Annotated in this window: 17 protein-coding genes and 1 pseudogene; 3 read left to right on the top strand and 15 right to left on the bottom strand. The window is 71.6% G+C overall.

What is annotated here, in order from left to right; genetic code table 11:
• Positions 1-70: 70 nt before the first annotated feature.
• Positions 71-1,351: an extracellular solute-binding protein gene (locus ACWC2T_RS21700; RefSeq protein WP_450671979.1), complete on the bottom strand. Its 1,281-nt coding sequence runs from the start codon at positions 1,349-1,351 to the stop codon at positions 71-73.
• Between the two features lie 324 nt (positions 1,352-1,675).
• On the opposite strand from ACWC2T_RS21700, the gene ACWC2T_RS21695 reads away from it, so the two are divergent.
• A complete protein-coding gene (locus tag ACWC2T_RS21695; RefSeq protein WP_450671978.1) occupies positions 1,676-2,446 on the top strand; it encodes a GntR family transcriptional regulator in 771 nt (256 codons plus the stop codon).
• Positions 2,447-2,481: 35 nt separating this feature from the next.
• Here the strand turns inward: ACWC2T_RS21695 and ACWC2T_RS21690 are convergent, their stop codons facing one another.
• The 5 genes from ACWC2T_RS21690 to ACWC2T_RS21670 all read right to left on the bottom strand — a co-directional run bounded on the left by ACWC2T_RS21690 (position 2,482) and on the right by ACWC2T_RS21670 (position 7,336).
• On the bottom strand, positions 2,482-4,050 hold the full coding sequence (locus ACWC2T_RS21690; protein WP_450671977.1) for an MmgE/PrpD family protein: 1,569 nt from the start codon (positions 4,048-4,050) through the stop codon (positions 2,482-2,484).
• 118 nt (positions 4,051-4,168) lie between these two features.
• Entirely contained in the window at positions 4,169-4,537 is a 369-nt protein-coding gene (locus ACWC2T_RS21685; protein WP_450671976.1) for a nuclear transport factor 2 family protein, read from the bottom strand.
• A gap of 50 nt (positions 4,538-4,587) precedes the next feature.
• Entirely contained in the window at positions 4,588-5,550 is a 963-nt protein-coding gene (locus tag ACWC2T_RS21680) for a diacylglycerol/lipid kinase family protein (protein WP_450671975.1), read from the bottom strand.
• A gap of 134 nt (positions 5,551-5,684) precedes the next feature.
• Positions 5,685-5,960 (bottom strand): cytochrome P450, encoded by a 276-nt coding sequence (locus ACWC2T_RS21675; protein WP_450671974.1) that lies wholly within the window; start codon positions 5,958-5,960, stop codon positions 5,685-5,687.
• A 149-nt stretch (positions 5,961-6,109) separates the two neighbouring features.
• Positions 6,110-7,336, bottom strand: coding sequence for an RNA-guided endonuclease InsQ/TnpB family protein (locus ACWC2T_RS21670; RefSeq protein ID WP_450671973.1), 1,227 nt, complete (start codon positions 7,334-7,336; stop codon positions 6,110-6,112).
• Between the two features lie 43 nt (positions 7,337-7,379).
• On the opposite strand from ACWC2T_RS21670, the pseudogene ACWC2T_RS21665 reads away from it, so the two are divergent.
• Positions 7,380-7,709: pseudogene (locus ACWC2T_RS21665) on the top strand (transposase).
• Between the two features lie 172 nt (positions 7,710-7,881).
• On the opposite strand, the gene ACWC2T_RS21660 reads toward ACWC2T_RS21665, so the two are convergent.
• From ACWC2T_RS21660 to ACWC2T_RS21620, 9 genes are all read right to left on the bottom strand, one after another.
• Positions 7,882-8,004: a hypothetical protein gene (locus ACWC2T_RS21660; protein ID WP_450671972.1), complete on the bottom strand. Its 123-nt coding sequence runs from the start codon at positions 8,002-8,004 to the stop codon at positions 7,882-7,884.
• A gap of 180 nt (positions 8,005-8,184) precedes the next feature.
• On the bottom strand, positions 8,185-9,654 hold the full coding sequence (locus tag ACWC2T_RS21655; RefSeq protein ID WP_450671971.1) for an MFS transporter: 1,470 nt from the start codon (positions 9,652-9,654) through the stop codon (positions 8,185-8,187).
• A 77-nt stretch (positions 9,655-9,731) separates the two neighbouring features.
• Positions 9,732-11,237, bottom strand: coding sequence for an MFS transporter (locus ACWC2T_RS21650; RefSeq protein WP_450671970.1), 1,506 nt, complete (start codon positions 11,235-11,237; stop codon positions 9,732-9,734).
• Between the two features lie 51 nt (positions 11,238-11,288).
• Positions 11,289-12,299, bottom strand: a complete 1,011-nt coding sequence (locus tag ACWC2T_RS21645) for a ketoacyl-ACP synthase III family protein (RefSeq protein WP_450671969.1) — start codon at positions 12,297-12,299, stop codon at positions 11,289-11,291.
• Positions 12,300-12,429: 130 nt separating this feature from the next.
• Entirely contained in the window at positions 12,430-13,197 is a 768-nt protein-coding gene (locus ACWC2T_RS21640) for a thioesterase II family protein (RefSeq protein WP_450672002.1), read from the bottom strand.
• Positions 13,198-13,226: 29 nt separating this feature from the next.
• Positions 13,227-14,219 carry an LLM class flavin-dependent oxidoreductase gene (locus ACWC2T_RS21635; RefSeq protein ID WP_450671968.1) on the bottom strand — a complete coding sequence of 331 codons (993 nt, stop codon included), beginning with the start codon at positions 14,217-14,219 and terminating at the stop codon, positions 13,227-13,229.
• Positions 14,216-15,817, bottom strand: a complete 1,602-nt coding sequence (locus ACWC2T_RS21630) for a fatty acid--CoA ligase (protein WP_450671967.1) — start codon at positions 15,815-15,817, stop codon at positions 14,216-14,218. Before ACWC2T_RS21630 ends, ACWC2T_RS21635 begins: the two co-directional genes overlap by 4 nt.
• 33 nt (positions 15,818-15,850) lie before the next feature.
• Positions 15,851-21,814 (bottom strand): SDR family oxidoreductase, encoded by a 5,964-nt coding sequence (locus ACWC2T_RS21625; protein ID WP_450671966.1) that lies wholly within the window; start codon positions 21,812-21,814, stop codon positions 15,851-15,853.
• A 12-nt stretch (positions 21,815-21,826) separates the two neighbouring features.
• Positions 21,827-22,126 (bottom strand): acyl carrier protein, encoded by a 300-nt coding sequence (locus tag ACWC2T_RS21620; protein ID WP_351211026.1) that lies wholly within the window; start codon positions 22,124-22,126, stop codon positions 21,827-21,829.
• Positions 22,127-22,287: 161 nt separating this feature from the next.
• Here ACWC2T_RS21620 and ACWC2T_RS21615 point away from each other — a divergent pair, with 161 nt between their 5' ends.
• A complete protein-coding gene (locus ACWC2T_RS21615; protein ID WP_450671965.1) occupies positions 22,288-23,919 on the top strand; it encodes an aldehyde dehydrogenase family protein in 1,632 nt (543 codons plus the stop codon).
• Positions 23,920-23,922 lie beyond the last annotated feature (3 nt).

The raw sequence follows: 23,922 nt of genomic DNA, 5'->3' as shown, positions 1-23,922 counted from the left end.
TCTTCCATGGCCGAACCGGCCGTACGAACGACTGAGCCGGGGGCGCTCGCGGCGCCCCCGGCGCGGGTCATCAGTTCTTCTGGGCCAGGCGCTTGTTGATCTCGCCCTCGACGTCCTTGGCGGCCGCCGCGGGAGCCTTTCCGTTCAGCACCGCGGTCATGTAGGACTTGATCGGGTTCGGGGTGTTCTCCACCGCGGCCCACTCGGGGATCAGCGGCGTGGTGCCGCCGGCCGCGGCGGCGGGTGCGGCGGCCTCGGCGGCGCCGTTGCCCTTGAGGTTGGACTGCAGGGAGGTCTTGTTCGGGATGACGCCGTTGAGCTTGGCCAGCTCGCCCTCGTACTGGTCGGACAGGGCGATCTTCAGGAACTCCTTGGCGAGGGACTGCTTCTTGCTGTTCTGGGCGACGGCGAGGTTGGAGCCGCCGAGGAAGACGCCCTCGGGCTTGTCGGCGGTGGCGCCCGGGATGGTGAAGTAGCCGAGGTCCTTCTCGATGGACTTGTTGGCCTGGATCGCGGTGCCGGCCTCCCAGCCCATGCCGATGAACGCGCCGGTCTTGCCCTTGGCGAAGATCGTGGCCTGCTGCGGGGTGGCCTCGTCCTTGTCCTTGGGGGCCTTGGAGTAGGAGGCGTACTTCTTGTAGAGCTCCATGGCCGCGGCGACCTTCGGGTCCGCGAGGTTGGAGACGTACTTGTCGCCCTGCTTCTTCACCAGGTCGGCGCCCTGGCCGATGGTCAGGCCGTCGAAGAAGTACCAGTTCTGGCCGGGCAGGTAGAGCGGCTCGGCGTCGGTCTTCTTGCCGATGGTGTCCAGGTCCTTGAAGAACTCGTCGCGGGTCTTCGGGGTGGCCGTGATGCCGGCCTTCGCCCAGATCGCCTTGTTGTAGATGACGACGCGGTTGGCGAAGTACCAGGGGGCGGCGTACTGCTTGCCGTCGTAGACGGAGGACTGGGAGACCGAGGGGGTCCAGTCTGCGCCGACGGCCTGCTTGACGTCGCTCAGGTCGGCGAGGCCGCCGGTGGCCGCGTAGGCCGGGGTCTGGGTGTTGCCGACCTCCAGGACGTCCGGCGGGTTGTCCTCGGAGAGGGCGGTGGTGATCTTCTGCTGGATCCCGTCCCACTTCTGGATCTCGAACTTCAGCTTCGCGCCGGTCTTCTTCTCGAACGCGGCCTGGACGTCCTTGCTCCACTGCGGCGGCGCGGAGCCGTCCATGGTCCAGACGGTGAGCGTCTGGCCCTTCCAGCTGCCCGGTCCCGCGTCCTTGGAGCCGTCCTTGCCGTCGTTTCCGCCACACGCCGCAACGGAGACCATCATGCCCGCGATCACGATCGCGGCAGCGAGCTTGCGCTTCACGCCACCCTCCTCAGGGATGCCTCTAACCCCCCACGCCCTCGGCGGTGACCTGCGTACGACGCTGTTGCACGTAGGGCTCGGGACCTGGCCACTAATGGTGTAGACCAGTACGGTGGAGCTTGGCCTAGACCTTTCGGGGTGTCAAGGGTGGTCCGGGAAGCCGATTCCGGCCGTTACGAGAACGTCACCGGAGGACGTCCGTCCGGATCCGCCCCTTTCGCCCGGCATCTGGCCTGGACCATGACGGACGGCGCGAGTTGGACTAGACCATTGGGCAGTCGGTCGCTATAACGGGAGACCGTCGGCACGGCCGGGAAGGCAGGCATGACCATCGACGTCAGCGGCGCGCGCGTGCCGAAGTACTACCGGATCAAGCAACAGCTCCTCGCCATGGCCGAGGCGCTGCAGCCCGGTTCGGCCATGCCGGCCGAGCGGTTGCTCGCCGTCCGGTTCGACACCTCACGGACGACGGTCCGGCAGGCGCTCCAGGAACTGGTCGGCGAAGGCCGGCTCGACCGGATCCAGGGCAAGGGGACCTTCGTCTCCCAACCCAAGCTGTACCGCACGCTCCAGCTGACGTCGCACACCGAGGACATGCGCGCCCAGGGCCTGACGCCCTCCTCGCAGGTGCTGGACATCGGGGAGGTCCCGGCCGACCAGCGGCTGTCGGAGCTGCTCGGCATCGGCATCGGCGAGCGCGTGCTGCGCATCGAGCGGCTGCGGCTGGCGAGCGGCGACCCGATGGCGATCGAGACGACCCACCTGTCCGCACACCGCTTCCCCGGCCTGCGCGCCTCGCTGACGACCCACCCCTCGCTGTACACGGCGCTCGCCGAGGTGTACGGCGTCCAGCTCGCCGAGGCCGACGAGACCATCGAGACCTCGCTGTCCACGCCGCGCGAGGCACACCTGCTCGCCACCGACGTGGGGCTGCCGATGCTGCTGCTGTCCCGGCACTCGCGGGACGCGGAGGGCCGGCCCGTGGAGTGGGTGCGCTCGGTGTACCGGGGCTCCCGGTACAAGTTCGTGGCAGCGCTGCGCCGCGCGGCGGGCGGAACGGCGGTACGGCGGCCACGCGGCCAAGCGGCGTACTGACACAGCCACGCGCCCCTGGGGCGACGGCCGCTCGGTCAGTCCAGGAAGGCCGTCTCGATCCAGCGGCGTACCGCCCGCGGGCGCATCCGGTGCAGCCGGTCCACGGTGTCGGCGACCTCCTGTGCCCCGCCCAGCGACAGGAACTTCTCCCGCACCAGTTCGGCATGGCCCGCCCGGGTCTCCGGCCCGGCCGCCCCGACCGGGATCAGCCGGGTGCGCGAGACCGTACGGCCGTCCGTCAGACGCACGGTGACCCGGGCGCCGGTCGCCTTGGTGGACCGGGAGAAGTCCCGGTTGTCGGCCGCGAGCACACCGACCAGGTCCACCAGCTCGTCGCCGCCGAAGCCGCGCAGCCACGGCACCGCCCGCTCCCCCGCCTCGCGCACCGCCTCGCCGAACGGCGCGTCGGACAGGAAGAGTTCACGGGTCATCTCGGTGTCGTGCTCCAGCCGTATCCGCTTGGCCAGCGCCCACCGGTCGGGGTCGTCCAGATGCGGCGGGGAGAAGTCGTCCACGCCGAAGTGGCCGGTGAGCAGCGTGGTCGCCACCGGGTAGGGCACGTCCAGGACCAGCGCGCCCAGCGGGGAGCCGGGGCCGGTGACATAGCGGGCGGCCCGCTCCCCCGCGAACAGCGTGTACAGGGAGGCCTCGACCACGACCTCGGCCACGTCCCGGGGCCTGACCGCGCCGATCTCCTTGTGGATCTCGGCCGCGCAGTCCACCGCCGCGTCGATGCCGGGGCCGCCGGGGTGCATCTTGAACGACAGGGTGTCCGTGTGCCAGCGCCGCCCCAGCCCCTTGGCCACCGCCTCGGGCAGCGGCACGGTGGCGAACCGGGCCAGGAAGCCGTCGCTGTGCTCCATGATGTCCGGCGCCCCGCGCAGCCCGGCGTACGCGGCGTCACAGGCGTCCATCGCGGTGCGCACCGGGGTGAAGGTGTTGAACAGGCGGGCGTCGCTGGCGAGGAAGGCCCGCATCAAGGGCCAGTTGGGCATGGCGAAGGCCAGTCCGAAGGCGTTCTCGAACAGGCTCGCCGGGGCCCGGTCGCAGTGCAGCCGGCCGGCCACCGCACCGGCCAGATGGGTGTGTACGGCGCTCTGGCCGCGCAGCGGCCCGAGCGTCGCGGAGGCGGTGATCCGGGCCGCGCACTCGTTGGCCGCGACCACCGCGGTGAGCAGCGAGAGCCCGTCCAGCTGCCGGGCGTAGGCGAAGGCGAGCGGGACGGCGACCGTGGAGTTCGACAGGTGTCCGGCGTACGCGGTGTCGTCCAGGTTCAGCCAGGAGCCGAGCGCGGCGAAGACGCCGGCCGCCTGGCGCGGATCACGCTGCATGGGATGCCCGAACGCGGCCACCAGCTTTCTGCCGAGGGGATGCTGCAGACCCGCGCGGATGGAGGCGATCTGCGACAGCACCTGGCTCGCGGCGAGCTTCAGCACCCGGCAGGGGACCTGCTGGGGGCGCAAGGTCGCGGCCCAGTGGGAGAGTTCGCGCAGCGGGGTGTCGGCGGGCGTGCGACCGCGGGTGGTCCGCGGCAGGGTGCGGGCCTGCTCGGCCCAGTCGGCGCACAGCGCCCGGGCGACGCTCTCCGCGAGGACGGCGGTCATGCGGGTACACCTTCCGTGCGTGCGTCAACGTGTGTGCGCTGGGACGTCCGGGGGGAACACGGGGGAACACGGCTGCGGGAGCACCGTTGCCCGGTGCTCCCGCAGTGCATCGGTGGTGTTACGCGGCCGGGACCTTGTCCAGGAAGCCGTAGACGGCCTTGATCCGGCCCGCCTCGTCGGTGACGAGCACGTCGAAGCCGATGGCGATCGGCTCGGCGCCCGGCTCGGTCACCAGGCCCCACTGGAAGCGGGCCTGGTTGTGGTGGGCGTCGACGGTGCCGTGCAGTTCGAAGGAGAGGCCCTTGAACTGGTCGCGGGCACCGGCCACCACGGCCCCGAAGCCCTCGGGGCCCTCGACCGCGGCGAGCGGGTCGATGTACGGGGCGTCGGCGGTGAACAGCTCGGCGATGGCCGCGGCGCGCTTCTCGGCGTCCGCCTCGTTCCAGATGGCGAGGTAACGGGTGACGGTGGTGGTCAGGTCGCTCATGCGGGCGATCTCCTTAAGGGCGTGCTTCTCTGGTTCTTCGGACAGGTGGTTCAGGGGGTGGCAGGCGCCCAGACCGGGAGGGCTCCGGGGAGCACCTCGAAGGTGGCCGTGGTGCCGATGCCGTGCTGGTACTCGCCGTCGTGTTCCAGCGGGAGCCGGCGGCCGTCGGTGCGCTCGACGGTGATGGTGCGCCCGCGGGCGTAGACGGTCGCCGGGTGGTCCATGTGCCGTGCTTCGCGGGTCAGTTCGGGCACCTCGTCCGCCGGGACACCGCCGCCGATCACACAGACGTCGAGCAGTCCGTCGTCGAGCAGCGAACCGGGCAGGACCAGGAACCGGCCGCCGCGGTAGCGGCCGCCGCCCACGTTGGCGAGGACCGTGGGGCCCTCGTGCACGACCCGGCCGTCCACGGTGACCCGGCCCGGGTACGGCCGGTAGCCGGCGGCCGTGTCGGCGAAGGCGCGGGCATAGCGCTCCCGCCCGGTCAGCGGCAGTTCCCGGGCGGTGAGCAGCGCGTCCGCGATCACCCCGGAACAGGCGCCCAGATACACGTGGTTGCGGGTCTCGGCCAGGCGGGCCAGGTCGAGCCGGCGCAGCCGGGCGCTGCCGCCGATGCCTTGGTCGGTCAGAATCGCCTTCAGGGACTCGCTCCAGGGGCGGTCGCCCCACAGCATCTTGTAGCCGGAGTTGCCGGTGCCGCCGGGCACCACCGCGAGGGCGGCGTTCCCGGTCGCCGGCACGAGTCCCTGGACGGCCTCGCGGACGGTGCCGTCCCCGCCGATGACGACGATCAGGTCGGGCGCCCCGGGCGATGCCGTGGCGGACCGCTGCAGGGCGCGGCGCACCGCGACCGTGGCGTCACCGGGGCCGGTGGTGAGGTGCACCTCGGTGTGCTCCAGGCAGGAGGCACACAACTGCCGTACCTCTTCGACCAGTTCGGGCGAGTGGCTGCCGGAGGCGGGGTTGCCCAGGACGAGGGCCCGGGTGGGAGCCGGGGCTGCGGTGTCTGCCATGACGGGCGTACTCCTTCTCGTCGGACGGCAGCGGGCCGGCCAGGCCGCGTGGTGCCGCCCCGGTGCCGCTGCGTTCCCACTGTGCCGGGGGGCGCTGACACGGGGCTGACGCCGGCTCCCGGGCAGCGCGGGCATCACCAGCTGACCGGCAGTTCCTCCAGGCCGTACACGATCGTGTTCCGGCGGAAGCGGACCTGCTCCGGTGGCACGGCCAGGCGCAGCGTGGGGAAGCGGGCGAAGAGGGCGCTCAGGCACACCTCCAGCTCCATGCGGGCCAGCGAGGCACCCGGGCACAGGTGGGCGCCGTAGCCGAAGGCGAGATGGCCGGCGGCGTTGCGGTGGAGGTCGAGGCGGCCGGGGTCGGGGTAGACCGACTCGTCGTGGTTGGCGGCGGGGATCGCGACGATCAACCCTCCCCCTTACGGATCGTCGCCTCGCTCAGCTCCACGTCGTCCACGGCCACGCGGACCTGGTTGTTGTTGTCCTGCGAGATGGACCATTGACCTGCTCTCCCTCCCGAAGGAGGGAGGTTCTGGCCTGCTCGCTCGGTGCTGTGCCGCTACGCGGCACGGGCATCGGGCGGGCTTCCATGGCTTCCTGCTTCGTCGCGCTGTGCCGGGACGGGTCCTGGTCTTACCGGCGCTCCACAGGCTGATGCCGCCAGTCCGGCGGCCTGTTTCACATTCCTCGCGGCGTTGTGGTCGCGGTCGTGGACGGTGCCACAGGCCGTGCAGGTCCATTCCCGCACGCGGAGGGGCTTGGGACCGTCGTTGTACCCGCAGGTGGAGCACACCTGACTGGTGGGCTCGAACCGGCCGGCCTTGACGAAGGTGCGCCCGTACCGTTTCGCCTTGTACTCCAGCATGTTCACGAACTGCGACCAGCCCGCGTCGTGCACACTCTTGGCCAGGCGGGTGCGCGCGAGCCCGTTCACTGCCAGGTCTTCCACGGCGATCGCTTGGTTTTCGCGGATCAGCCAGGTGGAGAGCTGGTGGTGGAACTCGTGGCGGGCGTCGGCGACGCGCGCGTGCGCGCGGGCCATCTTCACGCAGGCCTTCTCGCGGTTCTTCGATCCCTTCTGCTTGCGGGCCAGCTCCCGCTGGGCCCTTTTGAGTTTCTTCTCCGCGCGCCGCAGGAACCGGGGGGAGTCGATCTTCGTTCCGTCGGACAGGACCGCGAAATGGGTCAGGCCCAGGTCGATGCCGACCGCCTGGCCTTCGGCCTCGGGCATACGGGTGGCGTCAGCGGTCGGGGCGGTGTCGATGACGAACGAGGCGAAAAACCGCCCGGCCGCATCCTTGATCACCGCGACCGAGGACGGTCTGGTGGGCAGGGTGCGGGACCACTTCACCTTCACCTCGCCGATCTTCGGCAGGTTCAGCCGTCCGGTGTCCGTGATCGACCAGCGCGCGTTGGCGGTGAACCGGATCGACTGCCGGTTGTCCTTGCGGGACTTGAAGCGGGGCGGGCCCAGCTTAGGGCCCTTTCGGGTTCCTTTGAGGGAAGCAAAAAAGTTCTTGTACGCGGTCTCGGCGTCGCGCAGGGACTGCTGGAGGACCACGGCGGAGACCTCGCCGAGCCAGGACCGTTCCACGGTCTGCTTCGCCTGAGTAATCAGCTTCTTCGACAGTTCGCCCGCGCTCGGGAACGCCTCACCGGCTGCGCGGGCGTCCTCACGGGCGCGGACCACGTCGTTGAACACGACGCGGGCGCACCCGAACGCCTTGGCCAACGCGGTGCGTTGCGCACGGTTCGGGTACAGACGGAATCTATACCGAAGCTGCATGACCACCACCCTACATACTTGGGTTTTGGGCGAGATGTAGAAGATCAGAACTGGTCGGCATGTGGCTTTCATGATGCATGTTCATTTGGTCTTCGTGACCAAGGTCCGGCACAAGGTGTTCAGTGATGTTCATCTGGTGCGGATGGAGGAGATCATGCGGTCGGTATGCACGGACTTCGAGTGCGAACTGGTGGAGTTCAACGGTGAGGACAATCACGTGCATCTCCCGCCTGCGTCAGGAGTTCCCGCATCTGGTGCGACACTACTGGCGGGCCAACAGGCTGTGGTCGGGCTCCTACTTCGCCAAAACCGTGGGCGGCGCCCCACTCGCAGTGGCAAGCAGTACATCGAAAAACAGAACCGACCAGTGTGAGCCTCACTCCGGCCCCGCCGGGGCCGAGCTGTCCCGGCGCTCCGCGCCGCGTGTGATGACCACGCAATGCCCGGCTCCGCCGAATTGGGTTGTCAGGCGGCATTGGGTTGTCAGGCGGCGAGTATGAGGGCTTCGAAGCGGGAGGTGCGGGTGCCGCCGGGCGGAGTGCCGGTCAGCCATCGGTCGAGCCGGGTCTTTGGTCGTCGGCGCCGAAGCGGTTGTCGTTGGGCACCTGGCGCACGTCCGCGTGCCGGGTGACCAGCCAGCCTCGCCGCCGCGTGTGCGCGATGCGCACCTTCTGCGGGGGTTCCTCGCGTAGCGACGCGTAGGCGTCCGTGAAGCGTAGAGGCAGGAGCGCGGCATAGGCAACGAGTATGGTTCTGAAACAGAATCCTCCGGTTTTGTACCGCATGACGAACGGGCACGCGGAGCGTCATCTCGCGTGCCCGCCAGGGCTGGGGTTGTCGGAAAAAGCTCAGGAATCCTCCGCCTTCCTCGGCAGCAGCTGCACCAGCAGTGCCACCACCACGCAGATCCCCGCCTGGACCAGCAGGCCGGCGCCGAGGGCGTGGGCGTAGGAGTGGGCCGTGACGCGGTGGCCGGCCACGCCGAAGAAGACAACGCCGATCACCGCGATGCCGATGGCGTTGCCCATCTCCTGAGCCGTGGAGAAGACACCGGAGGCGGCGGCCGCGTGGTGCGGGGTGACGCCCTCCAGGACCAACGAGGCGAGCGGGGCGACGACGAAGCCCATGCCGAAGCCGGCGACCACCATGGCTGGGATGCACCAGGCGACGGCGCCGCTGCCGCCCAGCTCCCACGCGGTGGCGGCGAGCGCGATGTTGCCGACCGCCTGGACCAGCGCGCCGACCGTCAGGACCTGCTTGCCCAGCCTGGCCGCGGCCTTCGGCGCCTGGACGGAGCCGATGAAGAAGCCGAGGCCGAGCGGGATGAACAGCAGCCCGGACTGGAGCGCGGACCGGCCGCGGCCCTCCTGCAGGTACAACGCGAGAACCAGGAAGAAGGAGGCCATCGCGGCGAAGAACACCAGCAGGGAGACGACGCCGACGCCGAACGCCCGGTCCTCGAACAGGCTCGGGTGGACCAGCGGCGACTTCTCCTGGGCGGCCTTGCGGCGCTGGGCCAACCAGAACAGGGCCAGCAGCGGCACTGCCGCGACCAGGCTCTCCCAGGTCCAGGTCGGCCAACCCTCCTCGCGCCCCTGGACCAGCGGCAGGACGATGGCGGTGAGGCCCGCGGTCACCAGGATCACGCCGGTCCAGTCGAGGCCGGTACGGCCCTCGGCCCGAGACTCGGGCACCACCCTCGGCGTGAGCAGCAGGCCCACGGCGCCGATCGGCGCGTTGATCAGGAAGATGGTCCGCCAGTCCCAGCCGAAGACGTCGGCCTTGATCAGCAGACCGCCGATCAGCTGCCCGAACACGGCCGAGGCGCCCATGGTGATGCCGTAGGCGTTGAACGCGGCAGCCCGGGCCTTGCCCGCGTACGCCGTGGTCAGGATGCCGAGGACCTGCGGGATGACCAGCGCCGCCGCGGCGCCCTGCACCGCGCGCGCCGCGATCAGCTCGGCCATGTTCGGGGCGATGCCGCAGACCAGCGAGGAGAGCGTGAACAGGGCCAGGCCGATGGAGAAGACCTTCCGGCGGCCGTAGAGGTCGCCGAGCCGACCGCCGGTGATGAGCATGGCGGACAGCCCGATGTTGAAGGTCGCGGCCACCATCTGGATCTCGGCGCTGGTCGCGTGCATGTTCCGCTGAAGCGACGGGATGGCCACGTTGACGATGAAGAAGTCGACGTTGGCGATGAACAGACCGGCCAGCACGACCCAGAGCGCACCCCAGGCGGGCTTGCCCTCGGCCTCCGCGATGTCCGGTGGCGGTGCGACCGCGGCCGCGCTGCCGGTCAGTTCCGCTTCGGTGGTCATGGATGACACTCCTCTTGGGTGCGTGCTGCCGGCGGCCGGACGGCGGACGCGCGGGACGGTGCCGGTGGCCGCGCGGCTCAGGACGTCGGGGCCTTCTCAAGGCGCGGGAGCAGCTGGACCAGCGCGGCCACGGCGAGCGCAAATGGCACCAGGAGGTAGACGCTCGCCCGGAAGGCGTCGGCGAAGGCGTCCGGGCCGGTGCCGTGGTCGAGGACGTGGTAGAAGACCACGCCGACCACAGCCACGCCGACGGCGCCACCGACCTGGTTGGCCGTGGACAGCACGCCGGAGGCCGCGCCCGCGTAGCGCGGGTCGGTGCCCGCGAGGGCCACGGTGGCCAGCGGTGCCATCACCATGGCCATGCCCGCGCCGCCGATCAGCAGGCCCGGCACCAGCCAGGCGACGGGACCGTGGGTGCCGATGTGCTCCACCGCGGCGTACAGCCCGACCAGTCCGGCCGTCAGCACCAGCGCGCCGACCGCGAGGGTCTGCCGGCCGAGCGCGGCGGCGATCTGCTTGGCCGTCAGCGAGGTGGCGAGGAAGCCCACACCGAGCGGCAGGAAGACCAGGCCGGACTCCAGCGCGCTCAGCCCACAGCCCTGCTGGAGGTAGAGCGCAAGCACGAGGAAGAAGGACGCCATCCCCGAGTAGTAGACGACGGCCGTGATCACGCCGAGCGTGAAGGAACGCTGGCGGAACAGCACCGGGTTGACGAGCGGGCCGCGGGCCGCCGCCGCGAGCCGCCGCTGGTACCAGGCGAAGACGGCGAGCAGCACGGGAGAGGCGGCCAGGCACTCCCACGTCCACAGCGGCCAGCCCTTCTGCTGGCCCTCGGCGAGCGGCAGCACGACGGCGACCAGCCCGGCGGAGACCAGCACCATGCCGATCGGGTCCAGCCGGGACCTGCCCTGCGCCTTGGACTCCGGGACCACGCGCGGGGCGAAGATCAGCGCGGCGATGCCGATCGGCACGTTGACCAGGAAGCAGGTGCGCCAGCTGAGTCCGGCGATGTCGGCGTGGATCAGCAGACCGCCGATCAGCTGGCCGAACACACCGGCGAGGCCCATCGTCAGACCGAAGGCGTTGAACGCGCGGATCCGGGCGGGGCCGCTGTAGACGACCCCGATGATGGCGAGGACCTGCGGGCCCATCAGCGCGGAGGCGAGTCCCTGGGCGATGCGGGCCGCCACCAGCTGCCCGGCCGTGGGCGCGCTGCCGGCCCAGGCCGAGGAGAGGGTGAACAGCGCCACGCCGATCAAGAACAGCCGCCGGCGGCCGTAGAGGTCGCCGAGCCGGCCACCGGTGATCAATCCGGCCGCGTACGCGAGCGCGTACCCCGCGACGATGAACTCCACGGCGGACGAACTGGCGTGCAGGTCCCGCTGAGTGGCCGGGATGGCCACGTTGACGATGAAGACGTCGAGGGTGATGACGAAGGTGCCGATCAGGATGATCGGCAGCATCGCCCAGTGCGGGGCCGCGGACTCCTGCTGGGCGACGGCCGGCGGTGCGCTCTGTCCGCTCGCGCCGGTCGGGTTCCCGTTCTGCTCCGGGGCGGCTTCCCGGGGTTCTTGTAAGGCCATGGGGCCGTTCCTTTCTTCGGTCGGTGTGGTGCCCTGGAGCCGCCCCGCCCGTCACCAGGACGGGACGTGCAGGATCTCCAGCACGGCTGCGGAGAAGCTGAAGCCCGCGCCCGCCGCGACGACCAGGACGAGGTCGCCCGGTCCGACGGCACGCTCCAGGACGAGGTGCTCGATGCCGAGGAACTGGTCACCGGGGCCGATGTGCCCGTACCTGCGGCCGACCTCCCAGGTGCTCTGTTTCTCCGTGAAGCCCAGCAGGTCGTAGTTCTCGGGCGTCTTGTTGCGGTGGACGTGCGGGGTGACCACGCGCGAGATGTCCTCGGTCGTCACCCCGGCCTCGGCCAGGACGCGCGAGGTGGTGGCCATGAGGGCGGCCTCGTAGCGCTCCCAGGAGCCCTCCGCCTCCTTGGTCGCCGCGTGCTGCATGCCGCGTTCGATCAGCCGCACCTCGGCACCGGGTCGGATGCCGAAGGGTTCGAGTCCGCGGTTCCACCGCTCCAGCGAGTTGTCGGCGCCGATGGTCGCCGCCAGCAGCCGGGCGAACCCCCCGCGCCCGGACAACATCAGCGCGGTGCCGCCGTCCGCGAAGATCAGATTGAGCTGGACGTTCCAGCGGTCGACCCAGGGCGCGGCAAACCGGTCGCCGGTGGTCATCAGCACCTCGGTGGCAAGTCCGGAGCCGATGTAGCCGGCGGCCAGGCTCAGCGAGCCCAGCGCGGCGTTGCAGCGCTGCTGGAGGTCGAAGCCGGGGGCGGCGCGGCCGACGGTCTCGTTGGCGACGTAGGCCGCGGCGGGCCACATGTCGTGGCCCTGGTAGCTGCCGGAGGAGTGCAGGACGAGACCGACGTCCTGGGGTGCGACGCCGGACCGTTCGAGGGCGAGCCGGCCGGCGCGCACGGCCATCTCGGGGCCGGACAGTTCGTCGGAGACGGCGATGTGCTCGAAGCCGAGGTTCTGGTGCTCCTCGTCGACGAGGCCGTCCGCGGTGGCCTGCCGCACGGTGACAGTGTCCGGCAGCCAGGATCCGGCCGACGCGACGAAGAGGTCTTTGTCGAATCGCATGCTGCTGCTTCTCTCTCGGTTGGGTGGCCTCGGCTGGGCGTCGGCGAGGGACCGACGGACGCCGTGTCGGCTGGCCGCCTGTCACTTTCTCGCGCCCCGCTGACACGGCGCTGACACGGACCCTCGGCGGTCAGCGCGCCGAGGCCGCGGCCAGCCGCTGGAGCCGGTGTGCGAAGTGCGCGGTGACGGCCTGGGCGTGGGTGTCGATGTAGAAGTGGCCGCCCTCGTACTCGTTGTGGCCGAGGTAGGAGGGGGTGCGGCCGGCCCAGTGGGTCATGGCGTCCGGGGTCTCCTGGAGCGGGTCGCTGCGGCCGCCGTAGGAGGCGAGCGGGCAGCTGACGCCCTTGCCGTCGTCCTCGTACTGGGCGGCGACGCGCAGATCGGCGCGGAGCGCGGGCACGACCAGGGCGAGCATCTCGGGGTTGTCGTAGATCTCCGCCGGGAAGGAGCCCAACTTCTTGATCCATTCGACGAGTTCGGGCTCCGGCATCCGGCTCTGTTCCTCGGTCGGCTGGAAGAAGCCCTCGGGTGACCAGCCGGACATGCCGACCATGACCGGCGCCGGTCCGCCCTCCTCCTGCATGCGGATGGCCAGCCGGAACGCCAGCTGGGCGCCGAGGCAGTGCCCGAAGAGGGCGAACGGCCGCTCGTCCAGGTCGTTCAGCACGGCCTCGTGCAGGGCGTCGAGCAGCGGCCAGAACTCCTCGTACGTGGGCTCCTCCCGGCGGTTGTGACGGCCGGGCAGGGTGACGGCCTGGGGGGCGATGTCCGGGGGCAGCAGGCGTTCCCAGTCACGGTAGATGATGGCGCCGCTGCCCGCGTGGGGCAGCAGGAACAGCCGGATCGAGGCGTCGGGCGAGGGCTCCACGGGGTGGAACCAGTGCCCCTCGCTGGACATCTGGCTGCCTACGGTGCCGATGGCGGTGGTCACGACGGCGTACTCCCAACGGTGGTGGACGGGCCGAGGGCGCGTACCGCGGGCAGCAGCACCTCGGCGATCTCCTTCAACTGCGGCTCGGGGTCCAGGGATCCGATCCGTACGACCAGATGCCGGGCGCCGGCCCGGACGTACCCGCCGAGCCACTCGGCGCACTTCTCGGCGCTGCCCCAGGCGTAGGCCTGGATGCTGCTCATCTGCTCCAGGGAGCGGCCGTAGTAGTGGCTGATGTAGTGCTCCAGCTCGGTCCTCGCGGCACGCTCGTCGCTGTTCACGGTGACCGTGGCGTACAGCGCTGGGGTGACCGTGCGGCCGGTCTCGGCGGCGATTTCGGCGAGGCGCCAGCGGGCGCGGGCATAGGCCTCGACGTCGGGCAGGAAGGGCAGCCAGCCGTCGTAGCGGGTCGCGGCGCGGGCGAGGACCTTGGGGGTGTCGCTGCCCGCGAGCCAGAGGGGCGGGCCGCCGGGGATCGCGGGCGAGGGGAGGCGGTCGAGGTTCTCCGCCTGCCAGAACCTGCCCTCGAATTCCGTGGGTTCGCCTTCCTCACCGGAGCGCCAGGCCGTGCGCCACAGCGCGGTGATCTCGTCCAGGCGGCCGACCCGGCCCTGGAAGGAGGCGCCGACGGAGGCGAACTCCTCCTCGGTCTCGGCCATCGGGAAGCCCGAACCGAGCCCGAGGACCAGTCGGCCGGCGGCGACATGGCTGAGGCTCGCGACCATGTTGGCGCCGACGAGGGGATGGCGCAGGGCGGGGGTGAGGGCGGCGGTGCCGACGGTGATGCGGGTGGTGGCCGCCGCCGCGGCCGACAGCACGACCAGGGGATCGAGGCGGGGGCGGGCGGTCAGTGAGTCCCCGGCCCACAGCGAGTCGAACCCGAGCGCTTCCGCCCGGCGGGCGAAGTCGAGCAGGGGGGCGGCGGCGTAGGCGCCGTTGATGGCCTGCTCGCGGGTGGGCAGGAGGATGCCGATCCGTGGTGAAGTCACACTGTGCTCCCGAGTACGTCCCTGGCCGGTGCCGTCAGCTGTTCCCGCACCGCGCGGCGCAGGATCTTCCCCGAGGGGTTGCGCGGGAGGGAGTCCGTGAAGTGGTACGTGCCCGGGATCTTGTAGTCGGCGATGCGGCCCCGCAGGGACAGCAGGAGTTCCCGGGGTGTCACCCTCGCGCCGGCCTTGAGCACCACCACCGCGTGCACGCTCTCGCCCCAGCGGTCGTCGGGCAGGCCGACCACCGCCGCGTCGGCCACCGCGGGGTGCGCGGCGAGGGCCTTCTCGACCTCCGCCGGGTAGATGTTCTGCCCGGCGACGATGATCGTGTCGTTGATGCGGTCGCACAGGTGGAGGTAGCCGTCCTCGTCGAGGTAACCGGCGTCGCCCATGTGCAGCCACTCCCCCACCAGGGTGCGGGCCGTGGCCTCGGGCAGGTTCCAGTAGCCGAGCATCCGGGAGGGGGTGCGGACGCAGATCTGGCCGACGGCGCCGGGCGGCAGGCTCTCGCCGTCGGGGCCGATGACCTTGATCCCGGTGCCGGGGCAGGGCCGGCCCACCGAGGTCAGCCTGGTGCTGCCGGGGTGGTGGGCGTCCGGCGGGAGGCACACCGCCACACTGCCGGTCTCGGTGCTGGCGTAGATCTGGGCGAACTCGCAGCGGTAGGTCTCCAGGCACTGCTTGAGCAGGGTCTCGGACATGGGGGCGGCGCCGTACGCGATCTTGCGGAGCGAGCCGAACGCCTCGGGTCCGGCCTCGCGTTCGGCGGCCATCGCCTGGAGCATCGCCGGTGCGGCGAAGGTGGTCGTCACGCGGTGGGTGCGGATGAGGCGTACGGCCTCCTGCGGGTCGAACTGCGGCATGATCACATTGGTGCCGCCCGCGTTGAAGGTGTGCAGGAACCAGCCGATGCCGGCCACGCCGAAGCCCGGCAGGGAGATCAGTGCCACGTCCTCGGGCCGCCAGTCGATCCAGTCGACGCCCTCGGCGCGGCTCGCGTGCGGCAGCGTGAAGAAGCTGCGGTGGGCGAGGACGGCCCCCTTGGGCAGGCCGGTGGTGCCGCTGGTGTAGATCTGGATCACCGCGTCGTCCGGGCCGGTACCGGGCGTGGGGTCGGTCTCGGGCTGGTCGGCCGCCCAGGCGAGCACGCCGGCGCCGCGCGCGGGTTCGCCGTCGGCGTCGGTGCCGTCGACGCGGATCACCCGCCGCAGTCCGCGCAGTTGGTGGCGGACGGTGGCGACGGTGTCCCAGAACTCGTCGTCCACGAAGATCAGCGCGGCGCCGGAGTCGCGCAGGATGTGGTCGACCTCGTTCGGGGTGAGCCGCCAGTTGACCGGGACCAGGACCGCGCCGGCCTTGGCGCAGGCGATCATCACGAGGTAGTAGTTCGCGGACTCCCGGCCCAGGTAGGCGACCCGGTCGCCGCGCCGCACACCGCTCGTGTGCAGGGCGTGCGCGGCCCGGTTGCTGTCCCGGTGGAGCTTGTCGTAGGTGGTGACGCGGCCCTCGCAGACGATCGCCGGGTGGTCCGGGCGGCTGCCGGCGTGGGCACGGGCGGAGTGGTGGAGCGTCCAGCGCTCCGTGGGTATGTCGGTCATCTCGTCTTCCCGTCCCTTGCTGTTCACGCTGCCTCAGGCGAGCTGCCCGTCGACGAACCGGGCCAGCGCGCGGACCGTGGGGTGGTCGTGGGTGAGCGAGGCCGGCAGGGGCAGCCGGAACGCCTGCTCCAGCGCGGCCTTGACCTGCTGGGCCATCAGGGAGTCCAGGCCCAGCGACACGAACTCGGCGGTCGCGTCGAGTTCGTCGCCCTCCTCCAGGTGCAGGACGGCGGCGACCTTCTCGCGGACCACACAGGTGACGGCGGCGAGCCGGTCCGCCTCCGGCAGCGCGGTCAGCGCGCGGAGGTCGAGGCCGGTGCCGTCCTCGTCCGTGGTCCGGCGGGCGAGCCGGTCGTAGAACAGGTCACCGGTGACGCTGCCGGAGACATAGCGGTCCCAGTCGAACTCGCCGACGATCCGCTGGGTGCGGGGGCGGCCCCAGAGCCGGGCGAGGGTGTCCAGGGCGCGGGTCGGGGAGAAGAAGCGGACGCCGCTGCGTTCGATCTCCTGGCTGAGGTGCTCCTCCAGCCGGGCGGACATGCCGACCCGGGCCCAGGCGCCCCAGTTCACCGACAGGCCCGGCATCCCGCGCCTTCCGCGCCACTCGGCGAGGGCGTCGAGGGCGGCGCTGGCGGCGGCGTAGTGGCCCTGGGTGGCGCCGCCGAGGACGGAGGCGATGGAGGAGTAGGTGACGAAGAACTCCAGCTCCGGGAAGGACTCCTCGGCGGCCTCGTGCAGCAGCCAGCCGCCGTAGGCCTTAGCGGCGAGCTGGGCGTCGATGGACTCCCAGGTCAGCTCGGAGATGAGCTTCTTGTCGTAGGAGCCGGCGGCGTGCACGATCCCGCCGACGGGGTACGGGCCGGCCGCGAGCTGCCGGACGAGCCGCCGCACGTCCTGCGGGCGGGAGATGTCGGCGCGTACGACGTCGATCTCGGCGTCGGCGGCGAGGTCGGCGAGGAGCGCCGAGGCCTCGTCGGTGGCCCGGCCGCTGCGGCTGACCAGGGTCAGGTGCCGGGCGCCGAGGGCGGCCAGCTTGCGGGCGGTGACCAGGCCGAGTCCGCCGAGACCGCCGGTGACCAGGTAGGTCCGGTCGGCGCGAAGCCCGGCGGGCCCCTCCTCGACCACGTACCGCTGCGGCTCGGCCCGCCCCTCCGCCGGGATCACCGCGTCCAGCTGCGATGCGACCCGGCCCTCCGACAGGAGCACCCCGTCCGGCTGCTCCTCGGCCCGGCCCTCCGACAGAAGCACCCCGTCCGGCTGCTGCTCCGCCGGATCCTCGGGCAGGATGACCCAGGCCCGGCCGGCGGGGTCGGCGAGGGCGGTGCGCAGGGCCTCGCCGGTCTCGTCGAGCCGGAAGTGCGGGGCGGTGTCGTCGGAGCCGGTGTCGTGGACGACGGCCGGGGCGGGCACGGTGAGCGTGGCACGGAAGGTGCCGTCATGCCGTACGAGCACCTCGTCGCCCGGCGCGAATCCGGTGCCGCCGGCGGTGGCGAGGACCCTACCGCGCGCCAACTGTCCCAGTACCGGAGGCGGTTCCTCCTCCGCGGCCTCCTCGGCGCGCTCGGCCCGGCCGGTGTCCAGGGCAGTGCGGGCGTCCTCGGCGGTGAGGCCGACGGTGTGCACGCGGACCTGGACCTCGCCGGCCCCCGGCGCACGGTCGGCGACCGGGGCGAGGGCCAGGTCGGAGAGGTCGCCGGAGTCGGGGGCGCGCAGTTCGAAACCGCCGGTCCAGGTCAGCGTGGTGTCACCGGCGAGCAGCCGGCGGACGTAGCGGCGGCCGGGCCGGTGGGCGACCTGGTACTCGCCGGGCGGCTCGGCCCGCCACTCCTCGGCGAGCGGGGCGAGGCCGCTGCCGGGGGCCAGGTCGACCAGGGTGGCCCGGTACTGCGGGTACTCGGTGAGCAGCACCCGGCCGAAGCCCCACAGGGTGGCGGCGCCGAGGTGGCCGCCGTCGCCGGCCGGGTCGCCGGGCAGCCACTGGGCGCCCTCGGTGACCAGCCACAGCCGGGGCGGCCGGGCCGCGTTCTCCAACGCACCGACGAGCGCAAGGAGTTCGCGGTAGTTGTCCTCGCACTCGGCGCGCAGCCGCTCGGCGGACATCGGCTCGGGGCGCTGCCGCCACAGCCGGCAGACATCGGTGACGGTGGGGTCCTCCAGGGCGGCCTTGAGGTCGGTGAGGTCGGTCAGCCAGGTCACCTTCAGACCGGGCTCGGCGGCGAGGTCGGCGGCGCGGGCGGCGGACGGGTCGAGCAGGACCACATGCCGGGCCGCGGTGTGCTCCTCGGCCGGCAGGGCGCGGCGCACCCAGTCGGGCCGGTGCAGGAACTGGCGGCGCCCGGCGCGGCCCTCGGGGCGGGCCATGCGCACGCCGAGCAGCTCGGCGACCGGTTCGCCGTTCTCCAGCAGCAGCACGTCGGCCAGCCGCCGGTCCTGTTCGCCGCGCACCCGGGCGAGGACCCGCAGCATCTCGCCGCGGGGCTTGCGGAAGTGCCGTACGGCCGCGATCTCGCGCGGCACGAACACCGGGCCCTCGGGGTCCAGGACGACCAGCGCCTGGACGGCGGCCTCCAGCAGCTCGGCCGGAACGTGCTCGACGGCGGTGGCGTCACGGCCGGTGAGCTCGCCGGTGACCAGTGCCCCGGCAGGCAGCGTTTGCCCATCAAGGAGCGGCGTCCGGTGCGTGCTGTCGGCGTGCCGGCCGGAAGCCCTCGTACTGGACGTACTTGGGCTTTCGGCCGGTGCGGCGAGAGTGCGTGCCGGGCGTCGCGACGGGGCGGACGTTGCCTGCCGGGGCACTGCATCGCCGTGCCGGGCGGCGCGCAGCAGCAGGCGCATGCGCGGGCCCTGGGGGCGGCCCACGGAGGCGAGGTCCGTGTAGATGTCCTCGTCGTCGATGTGCTGGGCGGCCGGCGCCAGCGTGGCGTCCAGCTCGGCCAACTCCGAGACGGGGACGAGGGGTTCGGGTTCGGCGGCGACGACGGCGGTGGCGTGCAGGTTCTCCTCGCCGCCGACGACCGTGAACACCTCCACCTCGGCGCCGCCGCCGTGCCGGGGCCGCCAGCGCGTGGTCAGCGCGGTCACGGTCTCGGCGGGCAGCTCCAGCGGGGCGAGCAGCCTCAGGTCGCGGACGGCGGAACGGGCGTGGCCCTGCACCGCGTCCTGCACCGCGAGCAGCAGGTCGACGTAGGCGCCGGCCGGCAGCACGGTACGGCCGCCGTCGGCGAGGTCGGCGAGCGCGCCCAGCTCCTCGGCGGTGAACTCCGCGGTGAACTCCCGTACCCCGCTGGCGAACCGCTCCTCGATGCCGAGCAGTGGATGCCGTGCACTGCCGTTCGCGGCGGAGCGGCGCGGGGTGACGGTGGGCAGCCAGTAGCGCTTGCGCTGGAAGGCGTACGTCGGCAGGTCCACGCGGGCGGGCGCGGGGTGTCCGGCGTGGTAGCCGGTCCAGGAGACGGTGAGCCCGGCCGTGTAGTAGTCGGCGAGCGCGGTGAGGGTGGTCGCGGTCGTGGTGTCGCGGCGGCGCAGGCTGGCGAGCCACAGGTGGTCCTCGACCGTGACGCTCCGCCGGGCCAGCGCGGTCAGGCCGGCCTGCGGGCCGATCTCGATCAGGGCGTGCCGGCCGCGCTTGGCGACGGCCCGGATGCCGTCGAGGAAGCGTACGGGTTCGCCGATGTGGCGCACCCAGTAGTCGGCGTCGCCGATCTCGCGGAAGCGGGCGAGCCGTCCGGTGACGTTGGAGACGATGCTGATCTTCGGCTCGTGGAAGGTGATGCCGTCGAGGGCGGCGCGGAAGTCGTCGTACACCTCGGCCATCAGCGGCGAGTGGAAGGCGTGGGAGACCTTGAGGCGCTCGACGCGCACGCCCTTGCCGGTGAGGATGCCGGCGACCTCGTCGAGGGCTGCCGTGGCGCCGGAGATCACCGTCTGGTCGGGGGCGTTGATCCCCGCCAGCGCCAGGTCCGCGCGGCCTTCCAGCAGGGGCGCCACCTCCTCGACCGCGGCGGTGACGGCGGCCATCCCGCCCTCGGTGCGGACGGCCTGCATCAGCCGGGCGCGGGCGGCGACCAGCCGGACGGCGTCGGGCAGCTCGAACAGCCCGGCGACGGCAGCTGCGACGACCTCGCCGATGCTGTGCCCGAGGAGCACGTTCGGCCTCGCGCCCCAGGCCATCCACTGCTGGGCGAGGGCGTACTCCAGGGTGAACAGGGCGGGCTGGGTGTACTCGGTGCGGTCGACCGCCTCGGGGTCGGCGGCCGTGCCGAGCAGCAACTCACGTACGGAACGCCCGAGATGGGCGGCGAAGAGCTCGTCGCACTCGTCCACGTGGGCGCGGAAGACCGGGAAGGCCTCGTAGAGGGCGGCGCCCATGCCGGCGTACTGGGAGCCCTGGCCGGTGAACAGGAACGCGGTCTTGCGGATGCCGGCCGGGCCCTCGTGCTCGGACCCGGCGGTGCGGTCCAGGAGACTGGCGAGCGCGGCGCGGTCGGCGACCGGGGCGGCGACCCGGTACGGGTGATGGGCGCGCGTGGTGTTGGCGCTGTGGCAGAGCGCGGCGACGGAGATCCCGGGCCGGTCCTCGAGCAACTTCCGGTACTCGGCGGCCAGTTCCCGCAGGGCGGCGGAGTTCTTCGCCGACAGGGTGAACAGCGGAGCGGCTCCCTCGCCGTCCTCACCGACAGGCCGCGGCTCGGGTGCCTGCTCCAGCACCACCGCGCCGATGGTGCCGGCGAACCCGAAGCTGTTGACGACCGCCCGCCTCACCCCGGCGTCCCACGGCTCGCAGGCGGTGGGCACCCGCAGCGGGTAGAGGTCCCAGGGGATGCGTCCGGAGGGCGTCTCCAGGTTGAGGTGCGGGTAGATCGTGCCGGAGCGCAGCTGGAGCACGGTCTTGATGACGCCGACGATGCCGGAGGCCGGTTCCATGTGGCCGAGGTTGGTCTTCACCGAACCGACCAGCACCGGGCGGTCCTTGGTGTGGGAGTCCACGAAGACGTCCCCGATGGCGCCGAACTCGATGGGGTCGCCGAGCGGGGTGCCGGTGCCGTGCGCCTCGACGTACTGGATGTCCTCGGGGCCGAGGTGGGCGGCGGTGAGCGCGCTGCGGATGACCTTCTCCTGGGCGGGGCCGTTGGGCACGGTGAGCCCGGCGCTGTCGCCGTCCTGGCCGACGGCCGTGCCGCGCACCAGGGCGAGGATCCGGTCGCCGTCGCGCTCGGCGTCGGTGAGCCGCTTGAGGACGACGATGCCGCAGCCCTCGGCGCGCGCGTAGCCGTCGGCGGACTCGTCGAAGGTCTTGCACCGCCCGTCCGGGGCGAGCATCTGGGCGTTGGAGAACATCACCGGGATGCGCGGGTGGTGCAGGGCGTTGACGCCGCCGCACAGCGCGATGTCGGTCTCGCCCCCGCGCAGGGCCTGCACGGCGAGGTGCAGGGCGACCAGGGAGGAGGAGCAGGCGGTGTCGACGCTCATGCTCGGGCCGCGCCAGCCCAGGAAGTACGACAGCCTGCCCGACAGCGGGAACATGGTGATGCCGGAGGCCAGATGGCCGTCCAGCTCCTCGTAGGGCAGTGAGTCCAGCTCCAGGGCGTAGTCGATGGAGCTGGCGCCGATGTAGACGCCGCCGTTGCCGCGGCGCAGCGGGGCCGGGTCGATGCCGGCGTGTTCCAGGGCCTGCCAGGCGGTCTCCAGCAGCAGCCGCTGCTGGGGGTCCATGTACCGGGCTTCCTTCGGGGAGATGTTGAAGAAGCCCGCGTCGAACAGGTCGATGCGGTCCAGGAACCCGCCGGCCGAGGCGATGATCTTGCCCTTGTCGTCGGGGCCCTCGGGGGTGAACGCCTCGACGTCCCAGCGGTCCCGGGGGATCGGGCCGATCCCGCTCCTGCCCTCCCGCAGGAAGGCGTCGAACTCGTCGGGCGAGCCGCTGCCGCCGGGGAACCGCAGACCGATTCCGACGATCGCGACCGGCTCGGGCGCCTGCTCTGTCTCCGTACGCGGCATGGGAGCGACTCCTCAAGCTTCCTTGATGGCCTGGGTCAGGTGGTCCACGAGATGGGCGATCGTCGGCTCGTTGAAGAGCACGCTGACGTTGATCGACAGATCCAGGAGCTGTTCCAGGCTCTGCCGTATCTCGGTCAGCCGCAGCGAGGTGAGGCCGAGATCGAAATAGCTGACGTCGAGCGGGAGATCCTCGGAATCGTCCATGAGCAGAACGGCTTTGAATTTCCCGAGGACGATTGACTCGATTTCTTCGGCGAGTTCGCTGCGCGGCAGCTCGCGCAGGCGCCGGCTCGTGCTGTCGACAGGTGGCATGCGGCTCATGCAAGCAGCGCCGCCTGACACCCCACTGACGGCTTCCCGCAAGGCAGTTGGCCGGATCGGGCCGGTCAGTCGGGCGTCAGCGCGGGGTCAGATTCCGCTGCCAGGCTCGCCTTGCTTCAAGAAATCCACACGCCATATCCGAAAGGCTGAAGATGCTTCGCGAAGCCGCGCAGGAGGAGAGTGCTGAGGCACCTTCCGGATTGAAGAGCTACGACCTCTACATCGCGGGCAAGGACGTGGCCGGCGACGGCTGGGTCTACACCGTCAGCGGGCGCTCCCTGCTGGAAGACGTGTTCACCAGCGTGAGTCTGAAGCGCTCCCTCGAACAGGACCCGGAGTCCGAGGCGGCGCGGCATCCCTATGTCGTCGGCCGCTGCGCGATCGCGGACGACTCCGCCATCGACCTGGCCACCCAGGCCGCCGCCGCTGCCGCCCCCGACTGGGCGGCCGTACCGCTGGAGCGGCGGATGCGGCTGGGCACCCGCTTCCGCGAGGAACTGATCAAGCACCAGGACGAGTTCCTGCGCATGCTGGTCGCCGAGTCCCACCCGGTGAAGCTCGCCCGCTGGGAGCTGAGCTGCCTGCTGCAGATCTACGCTCCCGGTTCCCTGCGCTGGTACCTGAAGCAGATGCGGGTGGAGAAGGAGTACAACGGCCGCAAGCTGATCCTGCACCGCCAGCCGGACGGCGTGGTCGCCTTCAACCCGCCGCAGAACGCCCCGCTGCCGAGCGCCGCCCTGTGCGTGCTGGCGCTGATGGCCGGCAACGCGGTGGTGGTGCGGGCGCCGCGCAGCATCGCGCTGTCCACGATGTGGCTGCTGCGGGACGTCGTCGCCCCGCTGCTGGAGGAGGCCGACGCGCCGGCCGGGGTGCTCAACGCGGTGTGCTCCAACCCGAAGCAGACCATGGACCGCTGGATCGCCGACCCCCTGATCAACGACATCTTCTACATCGGCGGCAGCCAGGAGGGCCTGCGCTTCGAGCAGAGCTGCGTGGCGCACGGCAAGAAGCCCATCCTCGAGCTCGCCGGCAACGACGGCATCGTGGTGTGGAAGGACGCCGACGTGAAGTGGGCGGCCGAGGCGATCACGGAGGCCTTCTACGGCTCCGGGCAGATCTGCATGGTGCCCAACTACGTCCTCGTCCACCCCGATGTCGCCGAGGCGCTGATCGCCGAGGTGAAGGAGCAGGTCAAGGGCATCCGGCCGGGCCTGCCCGAGGAGGAGGACGTGCTGCTGTCACCGGTCAGGCGCAGCGAACGGTTCTTCCGGCTGCTGCGGCAGGCCCTGGACAACGGCGCCGAGCTGGTGACCGGCGGGCACCGCACCGAGCTGGACGGCACGGTCTCGGAGACGGGCGTGTTCCTCCAGCCGACGGTGGTGCGGGTGGACGGCCTTGACCGGGCGCGGACGTACGACGTGGTCCGCGAGGAGACCTTCTTCCCGCTGATCCCGATCGTGGTCGCCGAACGCGACAACGACGACGCCCTCCTGGAAGCGTTCCTGCAGTTCGTCAACGGCAACGACTACGGGCTGCGCAACTCCCTGTGGTCCCGCTCGGACCACGTCGTGGAGACCTTCGTGCGGCGCACGGTCAACGGCGGCCTGCTGAAGGTCAACGACTCCCACATCGGCTTCCTGCCGTACCTGCCGAGCCACGGCGGCACCGGCCGCACCGGCGGCGCCTTCGGCGAGGCCAACTACCCGATGCTCAAGACCTCCCATGTGCAGGGAGTCAGCATCGCCCGCGACGTGAGCCCGTACGACGCGGTCTTCGGCGCCTGACCA

The organism is Streptomyces sp. NPDC001393 (assembly GCF_053597455.1).
The sequence above is the reverse complement of the archived record's forward strand: the minus strand, read 5'-3'. Positions and strand labels throughout refer to the sequence as shown.

What these genes read in the sequence shown, in the direction of transcription:
- ACWC2T_RS21695 (WP_450671978.1), top strand. Translation starts at nt 1,676, where the DNA reads ATGACCATCGACGTCAGCGGCGCGCGCGTGCCGAAGTACTACCGGATC.
- ACWC2T_RS21690 (WP_450671977.1), bottom strand. Translation starts at nt 4,050, where the DNA reads ATGACCGCCGTCCTCGCGGAGAGCGTCGCCCGGGCGCTGTGCGCCGAC.
- ACWC2T_RS21685 (WP_450671976.1), bottom strand. Translation starts at nt 4,537, where the DNA reads ATGAGCGACCTGACCACCACCGTCACCCGTTACCTCGCCATCTGGAAC.
- ACWC2T_RS21680 (WP_450671975.1), bottom strand. Translation starts at nt 5,550, where the DNA reads ATGGCAGACACCGCAGCCCCGGCTCCCACCCGGGCCCTCGTCCTGGGC.
- ACWC2T_RS21670 (WP_450671973.1), bottom strand. Translation starts at nt 7,336, where the DNA reads ATGCAGCTTCGGTATAGATTCCGTCTGTACCCGAACCGTGCGCAACGC.
- ACWC2T_RS21655 (WP_450671971.1), bottom strand. Translation starts at nt 9,654, where the DNA reads ATGACCACCGAAGCGGAACTGACCGGCAGCGCGGCCGCGGTCGCACCG.
- ACWC2T_RS21650 (WP_450671970.1), bottom strand. Translation starts at nt 11,237, where the DNA reads ATGGCCTTACAAGAACCCCGGGAAGCCGCCCCGGAGCAGAACGGGAAC.
- ACWC2T_RS21645 (WP_450671969.1), bottom strand. Translation starts at nt 12,299, where the DNA reads ATGCGATTCGACAAAGACCTCTTCGTCGCGTCGGCCGGATCCTGGCTG.
- ACWC2T_RS21640 (WP_450672002.1), bottom strand. Translation starts at nt 13,197, where the DNA reads ATGTCCAGCGAGGGGCACTGGTTCCACCCCGTGGAGCCCTCGCCCGAC.
- ACWC2T_RS21630 (WP_450671967.1), bottom strand. Translation starts at nt 15,817, where the DNA reads ATGACCGACATACCCACGGAGCGCTGGACGCTCCACCACTCCGCCCGT.
- ACWC2T_RS21625 (WP_450671966.1), bottom strand. Translation starts at nt 21,814, where the DNA reads ATGCCGCGTACGGAGACAGAGCAGGCGCCCGAGCCGGTCGCGATCGTC.
- ACWC2T_RS21620 (WP_351211026.1), bottom strand. Translation starts at nt 22,126, where the DNA reads ATGCCACCTGTCGACAGCACGAGCCGGCGCCTGCGCGAGCTGCCGCGC.
- ACWC2T_RS21615 (WP_450671965.1), top strand. Translation starts at nt 22,288, where the DNA reads ATGCTTCGCGAAGCCGCGCAGGAGGAGAGTGCTGAGGCACCTTCCGGA.